This window comes from Helicobacter enhydrae, assembly GCF_001693335.1.
Taxonomy (GTDB): Bacteria; Campylobacterota; Campylobacteria; order Campylobacterales; family Helicobacteraceae; genus Helicobacter_G; species Helicobacter_G enhydrae.
Genome location: NZ_CP016503.1, coordinates 662777 through 685368 on the forward strand (window position 1 = coordinate 662777; position 22592 = coordinate 685368).

Here is a 22592-nt window from a genome sequence, read left to right on the forward strand (position 1 = left end):
GTCCTTGTAGAATGGGGTTAGAAACTCATCTCATAGAGTTTTTTACGCTCACTAGAACTTGCGATATTGAGCTTTTGGCGGTATTTGGTAATCGTGCGTCGCACGATTTTGATACCAAACTTCGCCTCAATGAGTTCCAAAATCTTAGAATCACTCAAAGGCTTTTTGCGATCTTCATTTTTGACCAAATCATTCACAAAATCTTTGATCGCACTATTGCTGACATCATCATCTAGGGCGGTGGAGAAAAAGCTTTTGATTGAGAATATCCCACGATCGCACTCAAGGTATTTGTTGCTGATTGCCCTTGAGATCGTGCTGGGGGCGTGTCCAAACTCATCGGCTAGATCTTTGAGTTTCATAGGCTTGATCTCTCCGCCATTGAAAAAATCGTATTGATACTCCACGATCATCAATCCTATCTTTTGCAATGTGGCTTTTCTCATCTCTAGGGCATCAACAAGGGTGCGCGCCTCTTTGACTTTGGTTTTGATGAACTGCTCCTCTGCACTTTTGGGGATCTGGGCTTGGATATTGGAATCAATCTTGATACTTGGGGACATTTCGTGGTTGAGTCGCACTTCGATCTCTCCGTTTTCAAAGCTCACAAACAAATCAGGCTTGATGTATTGCTCTTTGGCAAGATAATCGATAGCTGGGGGGTTTTTGAAGCCTTTGAGGACTTGCATCACGCGTGGGTATTCTGCGTGGGATTTGTGATGGAAATGGTTGTGCAAATCCTGCAAAATCAGTTTTGCCAAATCATAAGCACTGCCATCAAGTTCACTTTGATCAAGCTGAAACTCCAAAGCCTCGACGACATCTATCGCCCCTATGCCACAGGGCTCAAGATAGGCAAAGCGTTTGCGAATCTTATCCACCTCGCTCACCTCGCACCCACATCTAGAGGCGATCTCCTCCAAATCCCCATCAAAATACCCCTCCTCATTGAGATCCTCAATGATCAACTGAGCGATCTCTTGTGAGCGTGGAGTGGGGAAAAGAGGGGGGGCAATCTGATCGAGCAACACCTCAAAAAGCCCATCCTCATACAAGCAAAAGCTCTCAAACCCCTCCGCCTGTTTGCTTGATTTTCTAGTGGTTTTGGTGTATTGGCTTTGACTGCTGAAGTCTTTGATGAGATTGGTTTGCACGCTGGCATAGGGATTGTCTTGGGTCATCTCTGTAAGCATTTCGATGAGTTCATCATTGGAGCTCTGCAGAATCGGAAGCCAACTTTTGAGAGTGGTGGAGAGCTTGGTTTTGACAGAAGTGGATGGAGCTAGTTTGAGATTGTTTTTCATACTTTGAAATTTTCGCCTAGATAATGCTTGCGGACAAGCTCGTTATCATAGATTTCACTTGCTTTGCCACTTGTGAGCAAAGTGCCGTTTTTGATGACATAGGCACAATCACACACAGACAAAGTCTCCCTCACATTGTGATCGGTGATCAAAACGCCAATATCCATCGCCACAAGCTCTTGGATGATTTTTTGGATGTCAATCACTGCAAGAGGATCCACCCCTGCAAAAGGTTCATCTAGCAAGATGAATTTGGGGTTTTTGACTAACGCTCTTGCGATTTCTACCCTCCGACGCTCCCCACCACTCAAGCTCACGCCCTTTCTTGCACGGATCGGCTCGATATTAAACGCACTTAGCATTTCCTCGACTTTTTCGCGTCTTTGTTTGGCGTCCCTATAGGAGATCTCTGCACTGAGCATTAAGTTGTCCTCTACGCTCAATTCTTTGAAAATACTAGATTCTTGTGGGAGGTAGCCAATGCCGAGATTGGAGCGTTGGTGCAATGGTTTGCGTGAGATGTCAATATCATTGAGATAGACTTTGCCACTGCTAGGCTCAAGCAACCCACAAATCATATAAAATGTCGTAGTTTTCCCTGCTCCATTTGGTCCTAGAAGCCCCACGACTTCACCACTTTTCACTTCCACAGACACATCATTGACGATTTTTGTTTTTTTGATTTGTTTGCTTAGATTTAACGCTTTTAAAACATTCATTCCTCAATCCTATAAGAGCGTTGATCGCCTTGTTTGGCAATCTCTACAAGTATGACTGCAAACCCACTCTCTCTCAAAATTTTTTCCAACTGACTATCCCCCCATTCTACAAAATGCCACCCCTCAGAATCCAACATTTCCAAAATCCCCAATTCCAATGCCTCTATTATACTTTTGGAGTAACAATCATAGTGCAAAATCCTGCCACCCTCAAAATCATAAATATGCTGGAAACTAAAAGTAGGAGAGCTCACCCCCTGCACGCTCAATCTCCGTGCGAAACGCTCCACTAGCGTGGTTTTGCCACTTGCCAAATCCCCCCTCAAAAGTATGATGATTTTTGGATGTGCTTGGCATTTGGCAAACAAAACATCAACCACTGCATCCAACCCTGCCAAATCGCTAAGCATTGTCATCAATCACCTCAACACGCGTCAAATCAACCCCCAAATGCTTCTGCAAATGCCCGAGCAAAACACGATTGCGACTAGAGAAACTCTCGGAGTTTGAGGATTGGGGCATAGGAGTCGCATTGGATTCGTTGGGTGACACTTGAGTGGTTTGAGTGGTTTGAGTGGTTTGAGTGGTTTGAGTGGTTTGGGCTTGAGTCTCCTGAATCTCTTGAGTCGTTTGAATCTCTTGATTGGCTTGATTGGCTTGAGGTCCTGCTACCCCCGCTACTTCTGCCACCTGTGCCACTTCTACTGCCTCTACACCCCGTGCCACTTCTACTTTTTCTGCCACCTCTGCCACCTCTACCCCATTTGGCAAATCTGGCATTGTTTGATTCTGCTGGGGTGGCATAGCTTCTTGCTGGGGGGGTGTGGGCTGGGGTGCTATGGGTGGCTGATATTCCTTTTGGGTGGGCTGGTTTGCGATGATCTCCAAACGCACATCCTCACCATAAACCCCACGCACAATCTCCCTGATGATTTGAGAATGGGTTTTCAAAAACTCTCTCTCTGTGTCCTTTGCCCCACTCTGCAAACGCAAAGTGTTTTCTTCAAACGCTACAAAAGCGATGTTTTTCTCAAAGCAAATCCCAAGCTCCATATTGCGATCTGAAAGCTTGACAAGTAGCTCTTGAAACAGATTGGGGGTGCCACTTGGGGCTAGAATCTCTTGATCGGATTTGGGGGTAGTTGGAGTAGCGGGGGTAGCAAGAGGGGCGGAGAGTTGCAACTCATTGAGATTGAGCTGATCTTGCAGAGTGTCTATGAGCTTGGTGATTGATTTGAGTTTGAGGGCTTCACGAAATTTGAGAATGGTCAAAAGCAAGACAAACTCTGCATCGGCATTTGAAGCAAGGAGCTGTTTGCTCTGTGTCAAAATATGAAAATACCGATTGAGGATCAATGGCTCATAATTGCTGTCTTTGCTCATCAAGCGATCTTTCAAAAACAAAATGATTTCATCCAAAACCATATCGCATTCATACTCGTTCATCTTTATCATAATATCATTGACTTTTGCCTCATCGCCGACAAACAAAGCCTTGAAAAACCCATCTAGCACCAAAGGATCGATAATGCCAAGCATCTCAGTCACGCTTTGGAGACTGACAAACTGATTGCCAAAGATGATCGCCTGATCTAGCAGTGTCAGCGTATCGCGTAAGCTTCCACCACCGCTTCTAGCAATCACGCTCAACGCCTCATCTTCGTATTTCACATTTTCTTGCTCTAGGATTTTTTTGAGATGTGCCAACACACTTTTGATCGCAATTTTTTTGAATCTAAAATGCTGGGTGCGGCTAAGGATTGTCGCAGGGAGGAGCAGAGGATCTGTCGTCGCAAGGATAAACTTCACAAACTCTGGTGGCTCCTCAAGCGTCTTGAGCAAGGCATTGAATGCCTCTTTGGTGAGCATATGCACCTCATCGATGATGAAAATTTTATAACGCCCAAAAGCTGGGGCGTATTTGGTCTGCTCGATCAAGTCACGGATGTCATCGATTTTGCGATTTGAGGCGGCGTCCATTTCGATAATATCTAGATGTCGCCCACTCAAAGAAGCTTCACAATTTGCACATTCTCCGCAAGGTTTGCTCGTAGGTCCCTTCTCGCATTGCAAGGCTCTCGCAAAGATTCTTGCTGAACTTGTTTTGCCACTCCCTCGCAATCCACTGAAAAGATAGGCATTGGAAACCCTCTGCTGATCAAGGGCTAGAGAGAGTGTTTGAGATACGCTCTCTTGCCCCACAAGATCGCAAAATTGGGTAGGACGATACTTCAATGCCAATGCCATTTTTAATCCTTATGATGTGATTGAAATGAAAAAACAGGTAGTGAAATTTTATACAAAATTGCAATCATTCTGATGCCAAAACCTATCGCAATGGCGACAAAAATCGCCAAATCCTGCCCCAAATACGCATTGGAAAACCAATAAACTCCACCACATATCAAAGCCACAGAAGCATAAAGCTCTTTTTGGAATACCAAAGGCAAAGTATTGCAAAACAAATCCCTCAAAATCCCCCCAAAGCTCCCCGTGACAATCGCCCCAATAATCGTCAAAGTGAGGTTATAACCCATATCCATCACGATCTTGGCACCCAAAGTGCTAAAAACTGCCAAACCCAAAGCATCCAGAATCAAAAACAAACGCTCCTGCCTTGTGATAAAAGTTGCAATCTTTGTAGCCACCAACGAAGAAACCAACACGACAAGCACATAATGCGGATCTTTCACCCACAAAAGCGGATAATGGTTAAACAAAATATCTCGCAAACTCCCGCCACCAAGTGCTGTGGCAAATGAAATGCTAAACACCCCAAAAAGGTCCATTTTGTGACGCCCCCCTGCGATAGCCCCGCTCATTGATTCTGCAACAATCCCCAGATAAAACAAAGCCGCAATAAACATTTTGATGTCCCGATTTTTTTGCTTAATTTTATCACTACCTTTTGGATGTCATCAAAAATCTCAATCAAAATGCAAAAATAACACTCTCTACCCAAACTTAATAGATTGATTTAAGATACAATTATGGACTACATTTACACATCACAAAGGGAATAAATGAGCGTTATCACACGATTTGCCCCATCTCCAACGGGATATTTACATATTGGAGGACTAAGAACGGCTTTATTTAACTACCTATACGCCAAATCAAAAGGTGGGAAGTTTTTGTTACGCATTGAGGATACTGATTTGCAAAGAAACTCTCAAGAAGCCACAGAGGCAATCATCAAAGCTTTTGAATGGACAAACTTGAGCTATGATGATGCAGTGGTCTATCAATCCCAACGCTTTGATTTGTATGCCAAATACATCCAGCAACTCCTCGATGAAGGCAAGGCGTATTATTGCTATATGAGCAAAGAAGAGCTTGACGCTCTAAGAGAGGAGCAAATCGCCAACAAACTCCCCCCACGCTATGACAACCGCTATCGCGATTTTCAAGGCACTCCCCCCAAAGATGTCAAACCCGTAGTCAGAATCAAAGCACCATTAGAGGGGAGCGTGAAGTTTGAAGATGGCGTCAAGGGGTGCATTGAGATTTCTGCCAAAGAGATTGATGACTTCATCATCGCTAGAAGTGATGGCACACCCACTTACAACTTCGTCGTGGCAATCGATGACGCACTGATGGGAGTCACAGATGTGATTCGGGGTGATGATCACACAACAAACACGCCAAAGCAAATCATCGTATATGAAGCTCTCGGCTTCAAAATCCCGAAATTTTTCCATATTCCTATGATTTTGAATCCTCAAGGCAAAAAGCTCAGCAAACGCGATGGTGCCACAGATGTGATGGAATACAAAACGATGGGCTACCTCCCCCAAGCCCTTCTCAACTTTTTGGTGCGATTGGGGTGGAGCTACAAAGATCAAGAGATTTTTAGTATGGAAGAAATGCTTAAGCTGTTCTCACCTGAAAATCTCAACAAATCTGCAAGTTGTTATAATCAATCCAAGCTTGATTGGCTCAACAATCATTACATTCGCCAAATGCCCAACACTACCCTCCAAGCAATGCTCCAAGACTATGGGGTCCTCGTGCCACTTGAAAGCACCAAGCTAGAGGTTTTGTTTGAAGCCCTCAAAGAGCGTAACTACACACTCCTCGCCTTTAGTGCTGGGGTGCAGGAAGTGCTCAATGCTCCAAAAGAATACAATGCTGATATGTTTGCCAAAATCACTCAAGAAAAGATAGAGCACCTCAAAGACTTCATCGGTAGCCTTGAAGCCAATGCAAGTGTGAGTGAGATTGAGCAAACAAGCAAGGCTTACATCAAAACAAATGGGCTAAAAGCGGGGGATTTTTTGCAACCTTTGCGTCTAGCCATTTTGGGCAAAGGTGGAGGGATCGGTATGGCAGAAACAATCTTTGCTTTGGGCATAGAAGAATGCAAAAGCAGGATTTCTACTCTTGAAACAATCTACAATCAAAACAAATAAGGAGAATATTTTGAAATACAAAAGAGTGTTAGTGAAATTTTCAGGTGAAGCTCTAGCAGGAGGCAATGGCTTTGGGATTGATAATCAAATCTTGAGCTATATCGCAGGAGAAATACGCACGCTGATCCAAAACGGGATTGAAGTGGGGATTGTCATCGGTGGAGGGAACATCATCCGTGGCGTGAGTGCAAGTGAGGGTGGAATCATCCATCGCACAAGTGGGGATCATATGGGGATGCTTGCCACAGTCATCAACGCTATTGCAATGCAGGCGGCTCTAGAGCATATCGGTATGAATGCCCGTGTCCAAAGTGCGATGGAAATCCGCGAAGTGTGTGAGCCATACATCTATCGCCGTGCAATCCGTCATTTGCAAAAAGGGCGTATCGTGATTTTTAGTGCGGGCACTGGAAATCCGTTTTTTACCACCGACACTGCGGCGACTTTGCGTGCAGTAGAGATCGGTGCTGATGTGATTATCAAAGCGACAAAAGTCGATGGCGTTTATGACAAAGATCCCAAATTGTATCCTGACGCAAAAATGCTCAGTGCATTGAGCTATGATGATGCTCTAAGAGATCATATCAAAGTTATGGATGACACCGCTATCGCCCTTGCCAAGGACAACAAACTGCCTATCATTGTGTGCAATATGTTCAAAGAAGGCAATCTGCTCAAAATCCTAAGTGGCGAAGATGCGATTTCATCGATTGTGAAATAATTTTTGTATAATCCAAAATAAAAAGGACAATAAATGAGAATTGAAGAAATTGCAGCCAAAGCATTAGAAAAAGTAGGAAATGATCGCTATATGCTCTCAAGCCTTATCTTTGCTAGAACAAAAGAATTGAGCAATGGAGCCAAACCTCTTGTTGATATGGATTTGAAAATCCACAAACTTGCAGATATAGCAATGCACGAGATTGCCGAAGAGAAAATCACTCTTGCTTCGATTGAGCCAATCAAAGGTTAAAAATATTTGGTCACTTTTTTACAAGAACTCCAAGAGATTGACACACTTGAAGATTCTCTTGAAGTTTTAAATGCGACTGCCACTATCACCCCATCCATCCAAAAAGCGATTGATTTTTCTATCCAAGCTCATCAAGGACAAACACGCAAAAGTGGTATCCCCTATGTCATACATCCCATTTGCGTAGCCTCGATCGTGGCTTTTTATGGGGGAGATGAGGCGATGATTTGTGCTTCCCTATTGCACGATGTGGTGGAGGATACGCATTTTTCACTTCAAGAAGTGAGGGATGGGTTTGGAGATGAAGTCGCAGAGATTGTCGATGCACTCACCAAAATCGTAGAGCTTAGAGATGAAAACATCCCATCAGGAATCTCTGATGCCAAAATCCTCGCCTCCGCCCTATCGTTTCGCAAAGTCTTGCTTGCTTCGATTCAAGATGTGCGTGCGATTTTTGTAAAAATCTGCGATCGTTTGCACAATATGCTCACCCTAGATGCCCTAGATGAGAAAAAACAGATCAAAATTTCAGAAGAAACCCTTGTAGTCTATGCTCCAATCGCCTATCGCTTGGGGATTGCTTCTATCAAAAACGAATTAGAAGATCGTAGCTTTTATTATATTTTCAAAGAGGAATACCACAAAATACAAACGCTTTTGAAAGAAAATGCCCTAGTGTTTAATGGCAAGCTTGCCGAATTTGTAGAAAAATTGCAAACCCTACTCTTTGAGATTGGGCTCACACAAGAGGATTTTGAGATCCAATCACGCCTCAAGCGTCCCTACTCGATCTATCTCAAAATGCAGAGAAAAGGCGTGGGGATCGAAGAGATTTTGGATCTACTTGCCGTGCGTGTCATTTTGAAAGAAAAAATCGACTGCTACAAGGTGCTAGGTGCCATCCATCTCCAATTTAAGCCCATCATCTCAAGATTTAAAGACTATATCGCCATCCCCAAAGAAAACGGCTATCAGACGATTCATACCACTATCTTTGATGCAAGTTCTATTTTTGAAGTGCAAATCCGCACGCAAGAAATGCAAAAGAGTGCAGAATACGGATTGGCGGCTCATTGGAAATACAAAATGGGCAATCAAATCTCGCTAGATTGGCTCAATATCGAATACAAAGATCAAAATATTGGAGAGTTTTATGAACTGATCAAAAGCGATTTGTATCGCGAGGATATTGCGGTGTTTTCTCCTAGAGGAGACATCTACTCTCTACCCTCTGGCTCTGTGGCACTCGACTTTGCCTACGCAGTGCATACAGAGCTAGGAGATAATGCAGTTGAAGCCTACATCAATCACCAAAAATCAAGTCTTTTGGAGAGGCTCAATAGTGGAGACATTGTCCGAATCATTACAGGAGAGAGAAATGGTATGCGATGCTCATGGATCCCTTTGGTGCAAACTGCAAAGGCTAAAAACAAAATCCGTATCAGTTGCCAAAACAAGCTCAAAGCCGTAGAAAACAAAATCACCATACAGATCCTTGCGACTTTGTTCAATCAAAAACACGCCAAGATCGAGCAAATGCTACAACAACACAATATCAACAATCTCTTACATCTCAATATCACCCAATTCAAAGAAGCTGTGGTCAAGCTCCTCACCTCAATGCGTCGCAAATCCTCGCTTTTTGCACGCCTACGCTTTCTAAACTGGGCTATCAAAGAATATCTATTTGACAACATCAAGATTCTTAGCCACAAATATGTGGATGGGATCTTGCATGATTATTGTTGTTACCCCAAACAAGGCGATGAGATCCTAGGGATTTTGGACAATCAAAAAGTCATCATCCACCACAAACTATGTGAAAAAGTGAAAATCACTGAAACGACAAAAATGCTCTATGTCACTTGGGCAGAACAAAACAAAGCCAAATACAAAATCATCGCAATGCTAGAAGATAGGCGTGGTTCTCTTGCAAAATTCCTATTGGATTTGGCAAAATATGACTGCAATCTTTTAAATATCAGCTATAAGGGTTACAAAGATCAACTTTTGGTGCATTTTGAGATTATCGTAGAGATTGAAAACAAAGAAGTCAAAGAACTCAAAAATTTTGTTTTACATCGATATAACATAGTAGAATTTCAAAACATAAAAGACGCTTACCAATAACAAGGAGCAAGGGTGAAGGAAAAAATACAAGAGGCACTGCAAGAAATCAAGCGTGGAAGTAGTGAAATCATCGGTGAAGAATACATCACGCATTTACTCCAAAGATTTTTCCAAACTCAAGAACGCTTTGTCCTCAAAGCAGGTTTTGATCCCACAGCCCCTGATTTGCATTTGGGGCATTCTGTTTTGTTACGCAAACTCGCGACATTGCAAAAATATGGAGCAGATGTTTATTTTTTGATTGGGGATTTCACAGCACGCATTGGCGATCCAACGGGCAAAAATCAGACACGCAAACCCCTCTCTCAAGAAGAAGTGTTTGCCAATGCCCAAACCTATCAAGAACAAGTGTTCAAACTCCTAGATCCCGCTCATACCAAAATCATTTTCAACTCACAATGGCTCAATGAGCTAGGAAGTGTGGGGATGATTGAGCTCACTTCCAAATTTTCTGTGGCTAGGATGTTAGAACGCGATGACTTCGCCAAAAGACACTCGCAAAACCAAAGTATCTCTCTGGTAGAGTTTATCTATCCGCTTTTGCAGGGTTATGATTCTGTCCAACTCAAAAGCGATATTGAGCTTGGCGGCAATGATCAAAAATTCAACCTTTTGGTCGGACGCACCTTGCAAAGAGCCTATGAAATCGGCAAAGAGCAATCAGTGATGATGATGCCTTTACTTGAGGGGCTTGATGGGGTGCAAAAAATGAGCAAAAGCCTCAACAACTATATCGGAATCACCGAAGAAGCCGATCAAATGTATGCCAAAATCCTAAGCATTTCAGACACTTTGATGTGGAGATATTATGAGCTTTTGAGTGCCAAACCACTCTCAGAGATCCAACACCTCCAACAAGCAGTGCAAAACGGAGACTATCATCCAAAAACTGCCAAAGAAGACTTGGCTTATGAAATCGTGCAAACCTATCACGACACACACCAAGCAGAAATAGCAAAAGCAAACTTCAATCGCGTTTTTGCCAACAATGAAATCCCTCAAGATCTCCCCATATTCTCTTTTGATACAGAGATGTGGATTTGTCAAGCCCTCAAAGAATCCAAAATGTGTGATTCGACCTCACAAGCAAGGAGGGATATTGCTTCAGGGGCTTTGAAAATCAATCAACAAAAATGTCTAGACGCTCAGCTCCAACTCGTATCAGGCACCTATATCGTGCAAATCGGAAAACGCAAATTCAGCAAATTCATCATTAAGGGATAAAATGCAACTCAAACCACTCAAAATCGGAAAACACATCATCAAGCACCCTATTTTTCAAGGCGGTATGGGAGTAGGGATCAGCTGGGACAACCTCGCAGGAAATGTTTCAAAAGAGGGGGCTTTGGGGATCATCAGCTGTGTGGGGACAGGGTATTACAACAAAATGCAGTTTGTAGAAAAACTCGTAGGCTCCAAACCCTTTGAAACAATCAATTTTTACTCCAAAAAAGCCCTCAATGAGATTTTCAAAAATGCACGCAAAATCTGTGGCAACAATCCATTGGGTGCCAACATCCTCTATGCGATCAACGAATACGGGCGTGTCGTGCGGGACGCTTGTGAAGCAGGTGCCAATATGATCATCACAGGTGCTGGACTTCCAACCAATATGCCCGAATTTACCAAAAACTTCCCTGATGTCGCACTCATTCCTATCGTTTCATCAGCCAAAGCACTAAGAGTGATTTGCAAACGCTGGGAGCAACGCTACAAAAAGATTCCTGACGCTGTGATTGTCGAGGGTCCTTTGAGCGGAGGACATCAAGGGTTTAGCTATGAGGATTGCTTCAAAGAGGAAAATCGTTTGCAAAACATCGTCCCGCAAGTCGCTCAAGAAGTCAAAAATTGGGGAGAGTTCCCCATCATCGCAGCAGGTGGTATCTGGGATAGGCAAGACATCGATGAAATCATCTCTCTAGGTGCAAGTGGAGTACAAATGGCGACAAGATTTTTGGGGAGCTATGAGTGTGATGCCAAGTTTTATCGAGAATTAATGCCCACGATCACACAAGATGATATTGAGCTTATCAAATCCCCTGTAGGCTATCCTGCAAGAGCTATCAAAACAGGAGTGATCGCGCGTCTCAAAGAAGGCAATGCGGCAAAAGTGCGTTGCGTGAGCAACTGCGTTTCTCCTTGTCATCGCGGAGTGGAAGCCAAAGCTGTGGGCTATTGTATCGCAGATTCTTTGGGGGCGGGTTATTTGGGAGATGCACACAATGGGCTTTTTTTCACAGGAGCTAATGGATACAGAATCAAAAAGATTCAATCCGTCAAAGACATCATCGCCGAACTCACGCAAGATCAATGAGAGGAATCATCGCCCTAACCCTGCTTCTCCTCTCATTGTTGGGGGCAGGACAACCGCTCAAAGTCATACAGCTCACGCCCTTTGGCACGGATAATCTCAAAATTACTTTCAATCAACCCATATCCGCCAAAGACATACGCCAAACACAACTCTCTCCCTCCAAAACTTCCTTGGAGATTTCTGCGATTTTGATTCCCAAAGGCAAAACTTTTCACTTCGATGACAAACGCGATATACGCGTTTTGCAAATGTCCAAAAAAACAATCAAAATCATTTTGAGCTCCCACAAACCCTTGAGCTATACCCTAGATTTCAAAGACAAAAACCTCTACATCAGATTGTCTCCAAATGGCACCAAACCCCAAAAACCCACACCCCCTCCAACATCCAAAACGCCCAAAACGCCCAAAACGCCCAAAACGCCCAAGAAACCCAAAAAAAGCGTGATGATTGACGCTGGACACGGAGGCAAAGATTGCGGTGCGATGGGAGTTTATAAAGTCTGTGAAAAAGTCATCACACTCAAAATCGCCCTACTCTTGCAACAAGAACTCAAAAAGAGGGGCTACACCACCTATATGACACGCACCAAAGATGTCTATATCGATTTGAGGAAACGCACCCATTTGGCAAATCTCAAAAACGCTGATTTGTTTATCTCTATCCACGCCAATTCAGTCCCCAAAACTTCATCACACCAAGCCAACGGGATTGAGACCTACTTCCTCTCAACTGCTAGAAGTGAGAAAGCACGGAGGGTGGCAGAGATTGAAAATCGCGACAATATCGAAGTGATGACCTACTTCTCCAAACAATCTTTTCTCAATGCACTCAACACACATCGACTGATTGCAAGCAACAAACTAGCCATCGACATCCAACGCGGGATACTCAAATCCCTCAAGCCCTCATATCCAAGTGCCACAGACGGAGGGGTGAGGGAGGGTCCTTTTTGGGTTTTGGCAGGGGCTTTGATGCCCTCTGTGCTTGTCGAAGTCGGCTACCTCTCACATCTCAAAGAAGGAAAAAAAATCACCCAATACGCCTATCAACTCAAACTTGCCAAAGGGATTGCTGATGGGATTGATGATTACTTCGCCAAAAACCAATGAAACGCCAAACAAATGCTCTCATCTTTTGCTATGTGTTTTTTGCATTGCTGACTTTTACTATGCTCTCTATCCTTGTTTCCCTACTCTCGACAACATTCTCACAGCTTTTTTTGATTTTCACTCAAAATGGGGGGATTTTCAACACCTTTGTGCTTGTTTTTTATTTTTTGGGCTTCACTATCTCTCTTTATAGCCTCATCACTTCTGCCTCCAAACAACACAATCTCACCTTTCAGATCCTCGTGCTGATCTGTTGTATCGGCTTTGTTTTTGCGTTTGTTTTCACAAGTTGGCAACCCCGCCAACATCTGCAACCCTCAGATTTTATTATGCAAAACACCCAAACCATCACTCACGGCGTTGGCTACCTGCTTTTGCTCATATTTTGCACGATCGCTTTTGTCGTCTTGCCATTGCTAAGTCTGCATTTTCATTTGATCCCCAACCTGCAGAATCGGATCGGATTTTTCCTAGCATACGCACGCCCATCGATCAACACAAGTATCTATTTTGTGATGGGCATTGCCACTCAAGGGTATTTCACTGCCTACCACTTGCACTATGTGGATATTTTTGCCTTAGTTGTCTCTATGTCCCTACTATCTTGGACTTTTTGGAAATATCCCACTTACTTTGGAATCTATGAGAGATTGAATGGCATTTTGCTGATTTTGAGTGTTATCCTCATTGCGTGTGCCTCAAAGCTTTTTAGCCACGATGTTTCAAATGTGCGTTATAGCTTTTTTGCTTGTGGGCTCATCTCTTGGTGCTGTGAATGGATGCTCAAAAGGCATACATACAGACCGCTTTGAGCAGGGGTATCAACACAGACTCCCCTCCTCTGCCCCCATTCAATCCCCAAAGCCTGCTTGTTGGTGATTCTAGAATCTATTGGGGTTTTATTTTTGGGATTGGTTTTGCAAAATAACATTTTCTAGTTTTTCAAACTTGGCTTGGTGTTTTTCTTAAGGGGGGCAAGGGGAACTTAAAGCAAGCGTTCCCCTTATCCCCCTTAACAACCCCCATAACCCCAGCATTGCATTAGCAAGGCTCGTTCAAGATTACATTGACTTGGAATCTTTTTTGGTTCTACAAGGTTGGTTTGGTCAGCAGTTTTCTTTGCTTTGATGACTTAGTAGGGTTTGTGTGTTTTTGAAGTTTTGATTTTGTATAATCATATTTGTGTTGGAGAAGGACGCTTCCTTGTGAAAGGAGGTGGTGATGATGGATATATTTATTCTCATCATAAGGCTTTTACTAGCTTTGGTAGAGCTAGTAGAAGCTATTCTTGAGCTTCTAGCTCAATTAAACTAAAAATTCAAAGAGGCATTATACTCAATCTAGCCAAAGTTTTAGTTAATCTTCAACACAGCAAACTATACAAGGAAGTAAGTCCATAAATGGAGGCTAGATTGGGTGGAGTTTATCTCCTGCCTCTCCTTGTAGGTTTATCACACACGATACAATTTCCAAACAATTAAAGAATTAAGATTAAATCTGAAACACCAAAGAATCAAAACAAAGTCAAAGCAATGTGGGTAACACACAAAAAGCGAGTTTGGGGGATTGTAAGGGGGATAAGGGGGGTGCCTCGCAATAAACCCCCTTGTCCCCCTTATAGAAAAAAACAAAGTGGGATTTGGAAACCAAGAAGTGTGCTTTGGCAAAACCAAGATAGAACAAATTAAGAATCACCAAAGAAAATAGCCTCTCAAGCCAATTTCAACAAAAGAATCCAATCGCAAAAAATGACTACAAATGGCGTTTTGCACAAATGAGCTTTGAAGCAATTCTAGATTCCCTAAGGGTTTTCTTTTTAAGTTGCTTTTGCAAAAGCACGGCTTTTGGTGTTTCAAGCTTGGCTTGGTGTTTTTCTTAAGGGGGGCAAGGGGAACTTATAGCAAGCGTTCCCCTTATCCCCCTTAACAACCCCCATAACCCCAGCATTGCATTAGCAAGGCTCGTTCAAGATTACATTGACTTGGAATCTTTTTTGGTTCTACAAGGTTGGTTTGGTTAGCAGTTGTTTGTGCTTATATTGAAATAGTGAGGTTTGTGTTTTTTGGTTTTGTTTGGCGTTGGGGGTTAAGTATTGAGTTTTGTAAAACACCCCTGCCTATCGGACAATAGGCAGGAAGGAGATTCTAAAGAATCTAAATGAAAACAACAGCACAATTTGTCTGTAGGAGCATTCTAAGGGACATTTGACACCAAATGCCCCACCAAAGGCTCGATACTTCTTATAAGGAATGATGATCCTTATCCCCTTTTAGCCCCCCTTTGCTTTTATTCACCCCCTTTCCCCTTTGCTTCTGAATCACCCCCTCCCCCTTTTAGTATCCCACTACTGATTAGCAGCTTTTGCTCTTGTGTCTTTGGCTTTGTTGGAGATAGTAGGAACTATTTGATCTTTTTCTGTTTCCTCTGTAGGAGTATTTCCTACTCTCAAAGGAGCAGTGGTTTGTGCTTTTATATTCTCAATACTTGTTTTCTCTCCAAAGCTATATCTAGCTCCTAGATTGAATTGGAGTTGTGTCCTTAGTTTGTCTCCAAAGCTTTTCTCTACATCCACATAGACTCTAGTGGATTGATTAAGCTCTAGATTGCTTCCTACATTTAAAACCACTCTACCATTGGAAGCAAACTCAGGATTGTAAGCTTTTGTTGTGCTTGTAGTGAGTTTGTTGGATCCTCCTGTGACAAGATCATATTCATAGAATGTTCCAACATAAAGAGAGATGTTTTTGTCTTGTTCTACAATCTTTTTACCAAAACTAGCTCCTAGTCTAGTTCTAGTCAAAAACACACTCTCTTGGAGTGCTTTGAGTTGATTGCCTTTACCACTTCTAGTTTTCATCTTGGTGGTGAAGTCAGATTGATTGAGATAACCTAAGCTTAACTCTAATTGTGGATCAATGAAATAATCTTGTTGTTCTCCTAGAATGAAACGATAACCCACTTCATTGGAGAGAGTGAATCCTAGATTGTTTGCAGTGTTGTTGTGATCACTACTATTGCTCAAAGAAAAATCAGAAGTGATATAGCTGAGTTTGGCAATTGTGTCATTATAAAGACCTACATTGCTCACATAAGAATTATAAAGAGCAATTTCATATCCACTTGATTGGATATTGGAGAGATAGATAGTATTGATACCACTCACATTGATTGCATTGCTAGCTTGAGTGGCTTTGTTGCTCTCACCCTTAGAGTGCATATAAGAGAATGCAAGTCCTATGTAGTTTTTGGCACCCTCTGTTTCTAGTGCATAATCATATCCTCCTTGAGCAGTCACATAGCTTGTGCGTGCTCCCAATCCAAAGTTAGATTCTTGGAGTCCTCCAAACACTCTAGCCCATACTCCTTGAGTGTAAGGATTGTCTCTAAGTTCTCCCATTCGTTTGTTAAGAGAATTGAGGTTTGCAATGTATAAATCATAATTGATAGAGAGAGCAGAAGTGAGAGCTTGTTGGGTGGTATTATCCACTCCTAGACTGATTGCTTTGCCTAGGAAGTAGGTGGTGTAGCCACCACCTGCTTGTGCTTTGCCATTATCTGTTGCCCCATTGACTTTGCCATTTGCATCTGTGGCTACTTTGACGAATTCGACTTGAATCTTTTCTCCACCATTGATTGTTTCAATAGAGGTGAGATTGACTAGGGGATCAGTTGTGCCAGCAGGGGTGCTATTTTTGTTTTTGATTGTAGCAACGGCAATGTTGTCTAATGCTTCTGTGCCTTTGCCTTTTGTGTAGTGGATGCTTGAAGTTTGGCTAGGGTCGATAGCAACGGCAAGGTTGGCGGATTTGGCTTGAGAATTGTCTCCTACATTATGCACGATGATTCTATCGGAGTAGGCGTGTCCGTAGGTGCCACCGCTTGCTCCTACATTTACGCCTCCGATTTTGCTACCTTCTTGTTTGGTTGCAGTATCCACAGAGACAACAAAGGTGAGGTTGCTTGAAGAGAGTCCTACACTTTGTGAATCTGCTTGGTTTGTTTTTCCAATCTCTAGGAGGTTGAAGTTGTGGGGTGTTCCTAGATTAGTTTGAGCATTACTTGAGAGATTGATTTTGCCTGATTTGGCACCAGTGCTGAGTTTGAGGGTGTCTGTTTTGATTTTTTCATTTGGAGATTGAAAACTCAGTGTGCTTCCATTTCCAATCTCTGTAGTTGCGATGGTAGTAGTCCCATTTGTAGCAACAAGCTTGAAAGTGGATTCTGTGGCGTTGGCAGTAAGCTTTGTGATCGTGTTAGTCGCACCTTGGAGTGTGAGGGTGGAGTTGGTGCCATTGAGATTGAAGGTTGTTGTGCCACCACTAGCCGTTTCAATTTTCTTTTTGATAGTAAGGGTGGCAGAATCTCCTAAGGTAATGTTATTGGTTCCGCCTGTTTTTGTATAGATAGCGTAGTCTTGATTATTTCCACTTGTTTCAGCACTGCTAGTGATTCCTTGTTCTCCGATTGTGCCATTTCCATCGATAAAGATATGATTGCCTTTATTGCTATCTGAAAACACTCCACCACTGATTGTCAAAGTGTCGGCGAAAATAATGTTTGTGCCGTGATACACGACTCCATTTGATAGCTTGTTTGATGCATACACTCTCTTGGTGGTTAGGCTGTTAGCAGAAATAATGTTGCGTTGTTTACCCCAAGATGCGATCCCATCATCACCTGTGACATTAAGAGTGTCGATAAAGATTCCATTGATACCACCACCTTCAGTTCTTTCGCCTTGCTCATTTTGTGCTGTTCTGATACTCCCAGCTGTGAGTGTGCCTTTGGCTCTGAGGGTTTGTGTAGCTGTTTTGATTGCATTGTAGTAGTCGCTTTCGAGTATAGTATCGATTTTGGCGGTATCTATTGTCAAATCTTTTGCTTCACTACCGCCATTAAGCTTCAAAAGCCCCTTACCGATGTAGTTGCGTCCTTCATAATTGCCACCTCTTGATTCGATTGTGGTGATGTCAAGAGTGTTTGTGTCACCCTCAAGACTAAGAATATTGCGATGATTGCTAGCCGGAAATTCTGATACTTGCAATTTATCAAGATAGAGAGTGGCTGCTCCTTTGAATTGAATCAGATTTTGAGCTTCAGAAACACCTGTCATCCAATTTTTTGCTTCTGCAATAATGCTCATACGATTTCCATTCTCTCCGATTTGCCCATTGTTTTGAAAAAGGATTCTGTTGTAGGCGTTGTTCTTATGTCCCTCGGGATAATTTGTTGTGTTGATGGGACCAGCATCAGCTAGGATTTGTCCTGCACTTCCTGCACTTCCTTGTCCTTTTTTGATACTTGCACCTGCACCTGTAAAAGTGATATTGACTTCAGTATTGCTTGTTACGCCATCCTGCGTTGCAGCCTTTTGAATATTTTGCTTATGATAATACCCATAAGTTCCAATATCTCCTTCAATACCACCGGTCTCAAATGTGAAGTTTTGCCCTCTTTCTGTGTAGTTTGTTGTCAAATTCCCTTTGAGTTTTGCATCATTTTGGAAAGCGAAATGAGAAGTGTTTTTGAAGTGACCACCATTATTTATAATCTTAATATTGCCCTCCATATCTCCATTGAAAGTGGCATTTACTGCTGTGCCAGCAGCACTACCAGCCTTGATTTCAATATTACCTTTGAGAGCGGTTCTACCTGTTTTGCCTTCAAAATTTAGCGTAGCTATAGGACTACTGCCACTCCCACCCAAAAAAATAGTGAGAGTGCCTGTTCCACTAGCTCCTAATTGAAGTCCTCTGTCTTTGTTGGTAAGCTTGAACTCCGCATTGTTGCCGCCTAGCTTGAGGGTGGAGGGGTCTGTAAAAGTGGGCGTTGCAAGAGGGGCTTTTTGAAATTGGAGAGTTAGGCTTTCAAGAGCTGTGCCCTCTTTTTGAAAAAGCTGATTGAAAGTTGGAGCTGTGCTTCCTGCCTTGATTTCCACCACATCGGTTTGTTGGAAACCTGTGCCATCCGTGCTATAGCAAATCGCACTGCCGCTAGGGCAAGGTGCAGTTGTCGCACTTGCCACACTCACACTGAGTGCCAATGCCAACGAAGTGGCGATGAGAGGCTTGTAATGGCTCATAATACCCCCCCCCCCGCACAAGATTTTTGTCCATACGATTGCGTTGCGTCATTTTCATAATTTCTCCTTGTCATGTTTTGAATTGGAATTTAGGATATGCCTGATATCAAAACTTAAATAAACTTGAAAGGATTATTATAATAAATGTTTGCTGAAAATTTACATAAAAATGCAAGATTTTTGGATTTGCTTGATCAAAATGCCTGATCGCTTGAGTTTTGGACCTGTTTGATCGTCATCTGTGCGTGGGATAGAGGCTCCATAGCAAAGCGGACTTTGCCATAGAGAAGTAGAAATGGGGGGCAATCGATCTAGAATCGACAAGCCATACTGACATTGACAAGTTGAAGTTTGCCCCAGCCCTCTTTGGATTGGATGGGGGATTTGCGATTGTCTTTGAAAGTCATCGAATAGGCGGCACCGATGTCAAACAAATCATCAAACATCGAATATCTCGCACCTACGCCCACCATATAGCCGTTTGCGTCTGGGATCCCAAACCCATCGATAGGCACAGGAGTCTCATCATAAGCGATAGAAGCCATCGCACGGAACTTCTGCCCCACTCCATAGGTGACGCCCAAACGATAGGAGTTGGTATCTTTCCACCCACGACCGATAGCCACAGCGTCATAGTCTGCCCCATCCATCATACTTTTGACTTTTTCTGCCCTCTCTTTGTCTGTTGTGCCCATCTTGTTTGCTTGGCTTCCGCCGATATTGCTAAACACTTGATTGGTGCTGTTGAACTCGAATTTGTCTCCATAGCTCCAGAAATTTCTCTCATAGACAAACTCGACTAGGAAACTCCCCATTTGCTGTGCGATACCCACTTGAAGCACGGGGGGGACATCGGTGGAGAGCACGAGATCTGCGTCCATATCTGCCGTGATGATTGGGTTTTTGAGACTTCCTGTCCTAGCTTTTGCCTGTAGTTTGCCTTTGAAATCAATATGGGCGGGAGAGCGATATGCTCCTGAAATGATCAAATCCTCAGTCCAAAAATAAATCGGTTTGAGCGTAAAGGCTGCATTCCACCCATAGCCGATTCCTTGAGTTGTCGAGATTTGATCCACTGCGGTGGTGCCTTGACTTGTGACAATCGCCCCTGCGATCTCCATAGATGAGCGATAAGGCACATAGAGTGAGTTTTGGAAGTTGCCCATTCCATAGATAATGCGTCCTCCCCCTGCGATAGAGAGCCATTCTGCTAGTTTGAAAGACAACACAGGGTTTGCCTCGACCATCGCGATGAAACTTTTGTCCAAAAACTTACCGCCCTCTCCGTCCCAGTCAATCGTCATTCCAGAAGGTGCCGTGAGAGCAAAGCCTACATTGAATCCATAAAAAGTAGGGGATTTGTAAAAAATCTCAGGATAGACGAAATTTGTCGCATTGGCATATCCGTCAGCTTGTGATGCTCCTTTGGGTGCACTTGGGGCAAATATATCGACGCCCAAACAAGTCAAAGAACCCAATAACCAATTCTTTGGCTTACATTTTACCTGCGTCCCTTGATCCCTCCCGATCTCTTTTTTGATCTTGGTGAAATCTGTAGTGAATGCAAACTTTGGGACACTCAGCCAAGTGACCGAAACCTCGACTTCGTGCCTGTCTGCGAATTTCCCCATTCCCATATTGGCGGGGTTATACAACGCACTATCCGCACCATTTGCCCCTGCGACATAGGCAGAGCTGAGGGCGATTGAGTTGAGGCTATGCTCATTGAGTTTGAATCCACTTCCAAACACCAACGACAAAGCACAAAAATATAATGATAATTTTTTGATCATCCAAACTCCTTAGATTGTAAATAACCAAGAATTATAGCAGGTTATCACTCTCTGCTATTTGAATCTGCAAAATTCATCATCTTTGGCATTGTGAGGGATTGAAAATGTGGAGGGGGAGTGCATGGTGTGATAAACCTACAAGGAGAGGCAGGAGATAAACTCCACCCAATCTAGCCTCCATTTATGGACTTACTTCCTTGTATAGTTTGCTGTGTTGAAGATTAACTAAAACTTTGGCTAGATTGAGTATAATGCCTCTTGTTTAAATTTTAATTTTGAGCGATTAGCTCAAGAAAAGCTTTCGCTAGCTCTGCTAAAGCTAGTAAAAGCCTTATGATGAGAATAAATATATCCATCACCACCACCTCCTTTCACAAGGAAGCGTCCTTCTCCAACACAAATATGATTATACAAAATCAAAACTTCAAAACCCTCTCTACTTCAAAAAAATCATAGCAACTGCTTCCCAAACCAACCTTGTAGAATCCAAAGGATTCTAGAATCGCCAAAAGTGCGGTTTGTAGAACGCTGTTCGCTGCCTCTCTTTTTAATTCTTGCTTTCGCTAAAGCACACTTTTGGGATTCTAGAATCTCTAGGGTTTCCTTTTGGAGTTGGCTTGAGAGGATCTATGCTCTTTGGTATTGTTTGATTTGTTTGCTAGTTTTTGAGATTGGTTTCACAGAATCACGCTCTTTGATGATTCTAGAATCTCTAGGGCTTCCTTTTGGAGTTGGCTTGAGAGGCTCTATACCATTTGGTGATTCTTTGGTTATTGAAACTTGGTTTGAATGAAGCACGGATTCTTGGTTTTTCAAATTTGATTAAATCTTACTTTTGAGATTGGTTTCGCAGAAGCACACTTTCTAGTCACCAATTCCTACTTTGCTTTTTCTATAAGGGGGACAAGGGGGTTTATTGCGAGGCACCCCCCTTATCCCCCTTAAAATCCCCCAAACCCCTGCCCGCTTTTTGTGTGTTACCCACATTAGTTTGACTTTGTTTTGATTCTTTGAGTTTTAGATTTGTTTTTTTGATTTGATTCTAGTTTCTTAGAATCTTTAGAATCTTTGTGAAAGCATTCTTGATTCTTTGGTTTCTTAGAATCTTTAGAATCTTTTTGCAATTTTTTAAAAACTCCAAAAAATATAAAACTCCTCTACTTCAAAAAAGGCAATGCAAACCGCCTCCCAAACCAACCTTGTAGAACCAAAAAAGATTCCAAGTCAATGTAATCTTGAACGAGCCTTGCTAATGCAATGCTGGGGTTATGGGGGTTGTTAAGGGGGATAAGGGGAACGCTGCTATAAGTTCCCCTTGCCCCCCTTAAGAGAGATCCTAGGGGATTCTAGAATTGCATAAAGGGTGGTTTGCTCAAAGCAACTCAAAGAAAGAGAATCCAAGCCAAGCTTGAAAAATTAGAAAATGTGGTTTTGCTAAAGGCAACTTAAAAAAGAAGTATGGGAGAACAAGTAATGCAAAAACTGCGTAAAAAAATTTACAAGGGGGGAGAGACATTGGGGATCCCCAACTCAACCTAGCCTCCATTTATGGACTTACTTCCTTGTATAGTTTGCTGTGTTGAAGATTAACTAAAACTTTGGCTAGATTGAGTATAATGCCTCTTGGTTTATATTAATGAGCTATTAGCTCAAGGATGGCTCTTGCTAGCTCTAGCAAAGCTAGCAGAAGCCTTATAAGTTGGAATACTAAACCCATACTTACCACCTCCTTTCACAAGGAAGCGTCCTTCTC

16 protein-coding genes are annotated in these 22592 nt (G+C 42.8%); 8 read left to right on the forward strand and 8 right to left on the reverse strand.

What is annotated here, in order from left to right; translation table 11 throughout:
* Positions 1-17 precede the first annotated feature (17 nt).
* Genes BBW65_RS03075 through BBW65_RS03095 form a run of 5 tightly spaced genes read right to left on the reverse strand, consistent with a single transcriptional unit; the run spans position 18 to position 4890 of the window.
* Entirely contained in the window at positions 18-1304 is a 1287-nt protein-coding gene (locus tag BBW65_RS03075; RefSeq protein WP_066339536.1) for an RNA polymerase factor sigma-54, read from the reverse strand.
* The gene (gene lptB / locus BBW65_RS03080; protein WP_066339550.1) at positions 1301-2023 is read right to left on the reverse strand and encodes an LPS export ABC transporter ATP-binding protein; all 723 of its coding nucleotides are present in this window, start codon (positions 2021-2023) and stop codon (positions 1301-1303) included. Before lptB ends, BBW65_RS03075 begins: the two co-directional genes overlap by 4 nt.
* Positions 2020-2439: a tRNA (adenosine(37)-N6)-threonylcarbamoyltransferase complex ATPase subunit type 1 TsaE gene (gene tsaE / locus BBW65_RS03085; protein WP_066339553.1), complete on the reverse strand. Its 420-nt coding sequence runs from the start codon at positions 2437-2439 to the stop codon at positions 2020-2022. The genes lptB and tsaE overlap by 4 nt, the downstream gene beginning before the upstream one ends.
* Positions 2426-4270, reverse strand: a complete 1845-nt coding sequence (locus BBW65_RS03090; protein WP_066339555.1) for a DNA polymerase III subunit gamma/tau — start codon at positions 4268-4270, stop codon at positions 2426-2428. The genes tsaE and BBW65_RS03090 overlap by 14 nt, the downstream gene beginning before the upstream one ends.
* 2 nt (positions 4271-4272) lie before the next feature.
* A complete protein-coding gene (locus BBW65_RS03095; RefSeq protein ID WP_066339557.1) occupies positions 4273-4890 on the reverse strand; it encodes a trimeric intracellular cation channel family protein in 618 nt (205 codons plus the stop codon).
* Positions 4891-5046: 156 nt separating this feature from the next.
* On the opposite strand from BBW65_RS03095, the gene gltX reads away from it, so the two are divergent.
* The 8 genes from gltX to BBW65_RS03135 are packed head-to-tail and all read left to right on the forward strand — an operon-like array spanning position 5047 to position 13776.
* Positions 5047-6435, forward strand: coding sequence for a glutamate--tRNA ligase (gene gltX / locus BBW65_RS03100; protein WP_066339559.1), 1389 nt, complete (start codon positions 5047-5049; stop codon positions 6433-6435).
* A 10-nt stretch (positions 6436-6445) separates the two neighbouring features.
* Entirely contained in the window at positions 6446-7156 is a 711-nt protein-coding gene (pyrH, locus tag BBW65_RS03105) for a UMP kinase (RefSeq protein WP_199919473.1), read from the forward strand.
* Positions 7157-7189: 33 nt separating this feature from the next.
* A complete protein-coding gene (locus tag BBW65_RS03110) occupies positions 7190-7408 on the forward strand; it encodes a DNA-directed RNA polymerase subunit omega (RefSeq protein WP_066339562.1) in 219 nt (72 codons plus the stop codon).
* Positions 7409-7414: 6 nt separating this feature from the next.
* Positions 7415-9538, forward strand: a complete 2124-nt coding sequence (locus BBW65_RS03115; RefSeq protein WP_066339564.1) for a RelA/SpoT family protein — start codon at positions 7415-7417, stop codon at positions 9536-9538.
* A 12-nt stretch (positions 9539-9550) separates the two neighbouring features.
* Positions 9551-10762 carry a tyrosine--tRNA ligase gene (gene tyrS, locus BBW65_RS03120; RefSeq protein ID WP_066339565.1) on the forward strand — a complete coding sequence of 404 codons (1212 nt, stop codon included), beginning with the start codon at positions 9551-9553 and terminating at the stop codon, positions 10760-10762.
* 1 nt (position 10763) lies between these two features.
* Positions 10764-11852 carry a nitronate monooxygenase gene (locus BBW65_RS03125; protein ID WP_066339567.1) on the forward strand — a complete coding sequence of 363 codons (1089 nt, stop codon included), beginning with the start codon at positions 10764-10766 and terminating at the stop codon, positions 11850-11852.
* Positions 11849-12964 carry an N-acetylmuramoyl-L-alanine amidase family protein gene (locus BBW65_RS03130; protein WP_066339569.1) on the forward strand — a complete coding sequence of 372 codons (1116 nt, stop codon included), beginning with the start codon at positions 11849-11851 and terminating at the stop codon, positions 12962-12964. Before BBW65_RS03125 ends, BBW65_RS03130 begins: the two co-directional genes overlap by 4 nt.
* The gene (locus BBW65_RS03135) at positions 12961-13776 is read left to right on the forward strand and encodes a hypothetical protein (RefSeq protein ID WP_066339580.1); all 816 of its coding nucleotides are present in this window, start codon (positions 12961-12963) and stop codon (positions 13774-13776) included. Before BBW65_RS03130 ends, BBW65_RS03135 begins: the two co-directional genes overlap by 4 nt.
* A gap of 1532 nt (positions 13777-15308) precedes the next feature.
* Here the strand turns inward: BBW65_RS03135 and BBW65_RS03140 are convergent.
* The 3 genes from BBW65_RS03140 to BBW65_RS03145 form a co-directional block, all read right to left on the reverse strand.
* Positions 15309-18533 carry an autotransporter outer membrane beta-barrel domain-containing protein gene (locus tag BBW65_RS03140; RefSeq protein ID WP_324609207.1) on the reverse strand — a complete coding sequence of 1075 codons (3225 nt, stop codon included), beginning with the start codon at positions 18531-18533 and terminating at the stop codon, positions 15309-15311.
* A 424-nt stretch (positions 18534-18957) separates the two neighbouring features.
* Positions 18958-19104, reverse strand: coding sequence for a hypothetical protein (locus tag BBW65_RS08010; RefSeq protein ID WP_233702102.1), 147 nt, complete (start codon positions 19102-19104; stop codon positions 18958-18960).
* Positions 19105-19357: 253 nt separating this feature from the next.
* Positions 19358-20839 (reverse strand): OmpP1/FadL family transporter, encoded by a 1482-nt coding sequence (locus BBW65_RS03145; RefSeq protein ID WP_066339585.1) that lies wholly within the window; start codon positions 20837-20839, stop codon positions 19358-19360.
* Between the last annotated feature and the right edge of the window lie 1753 nt (positions 20840-22592).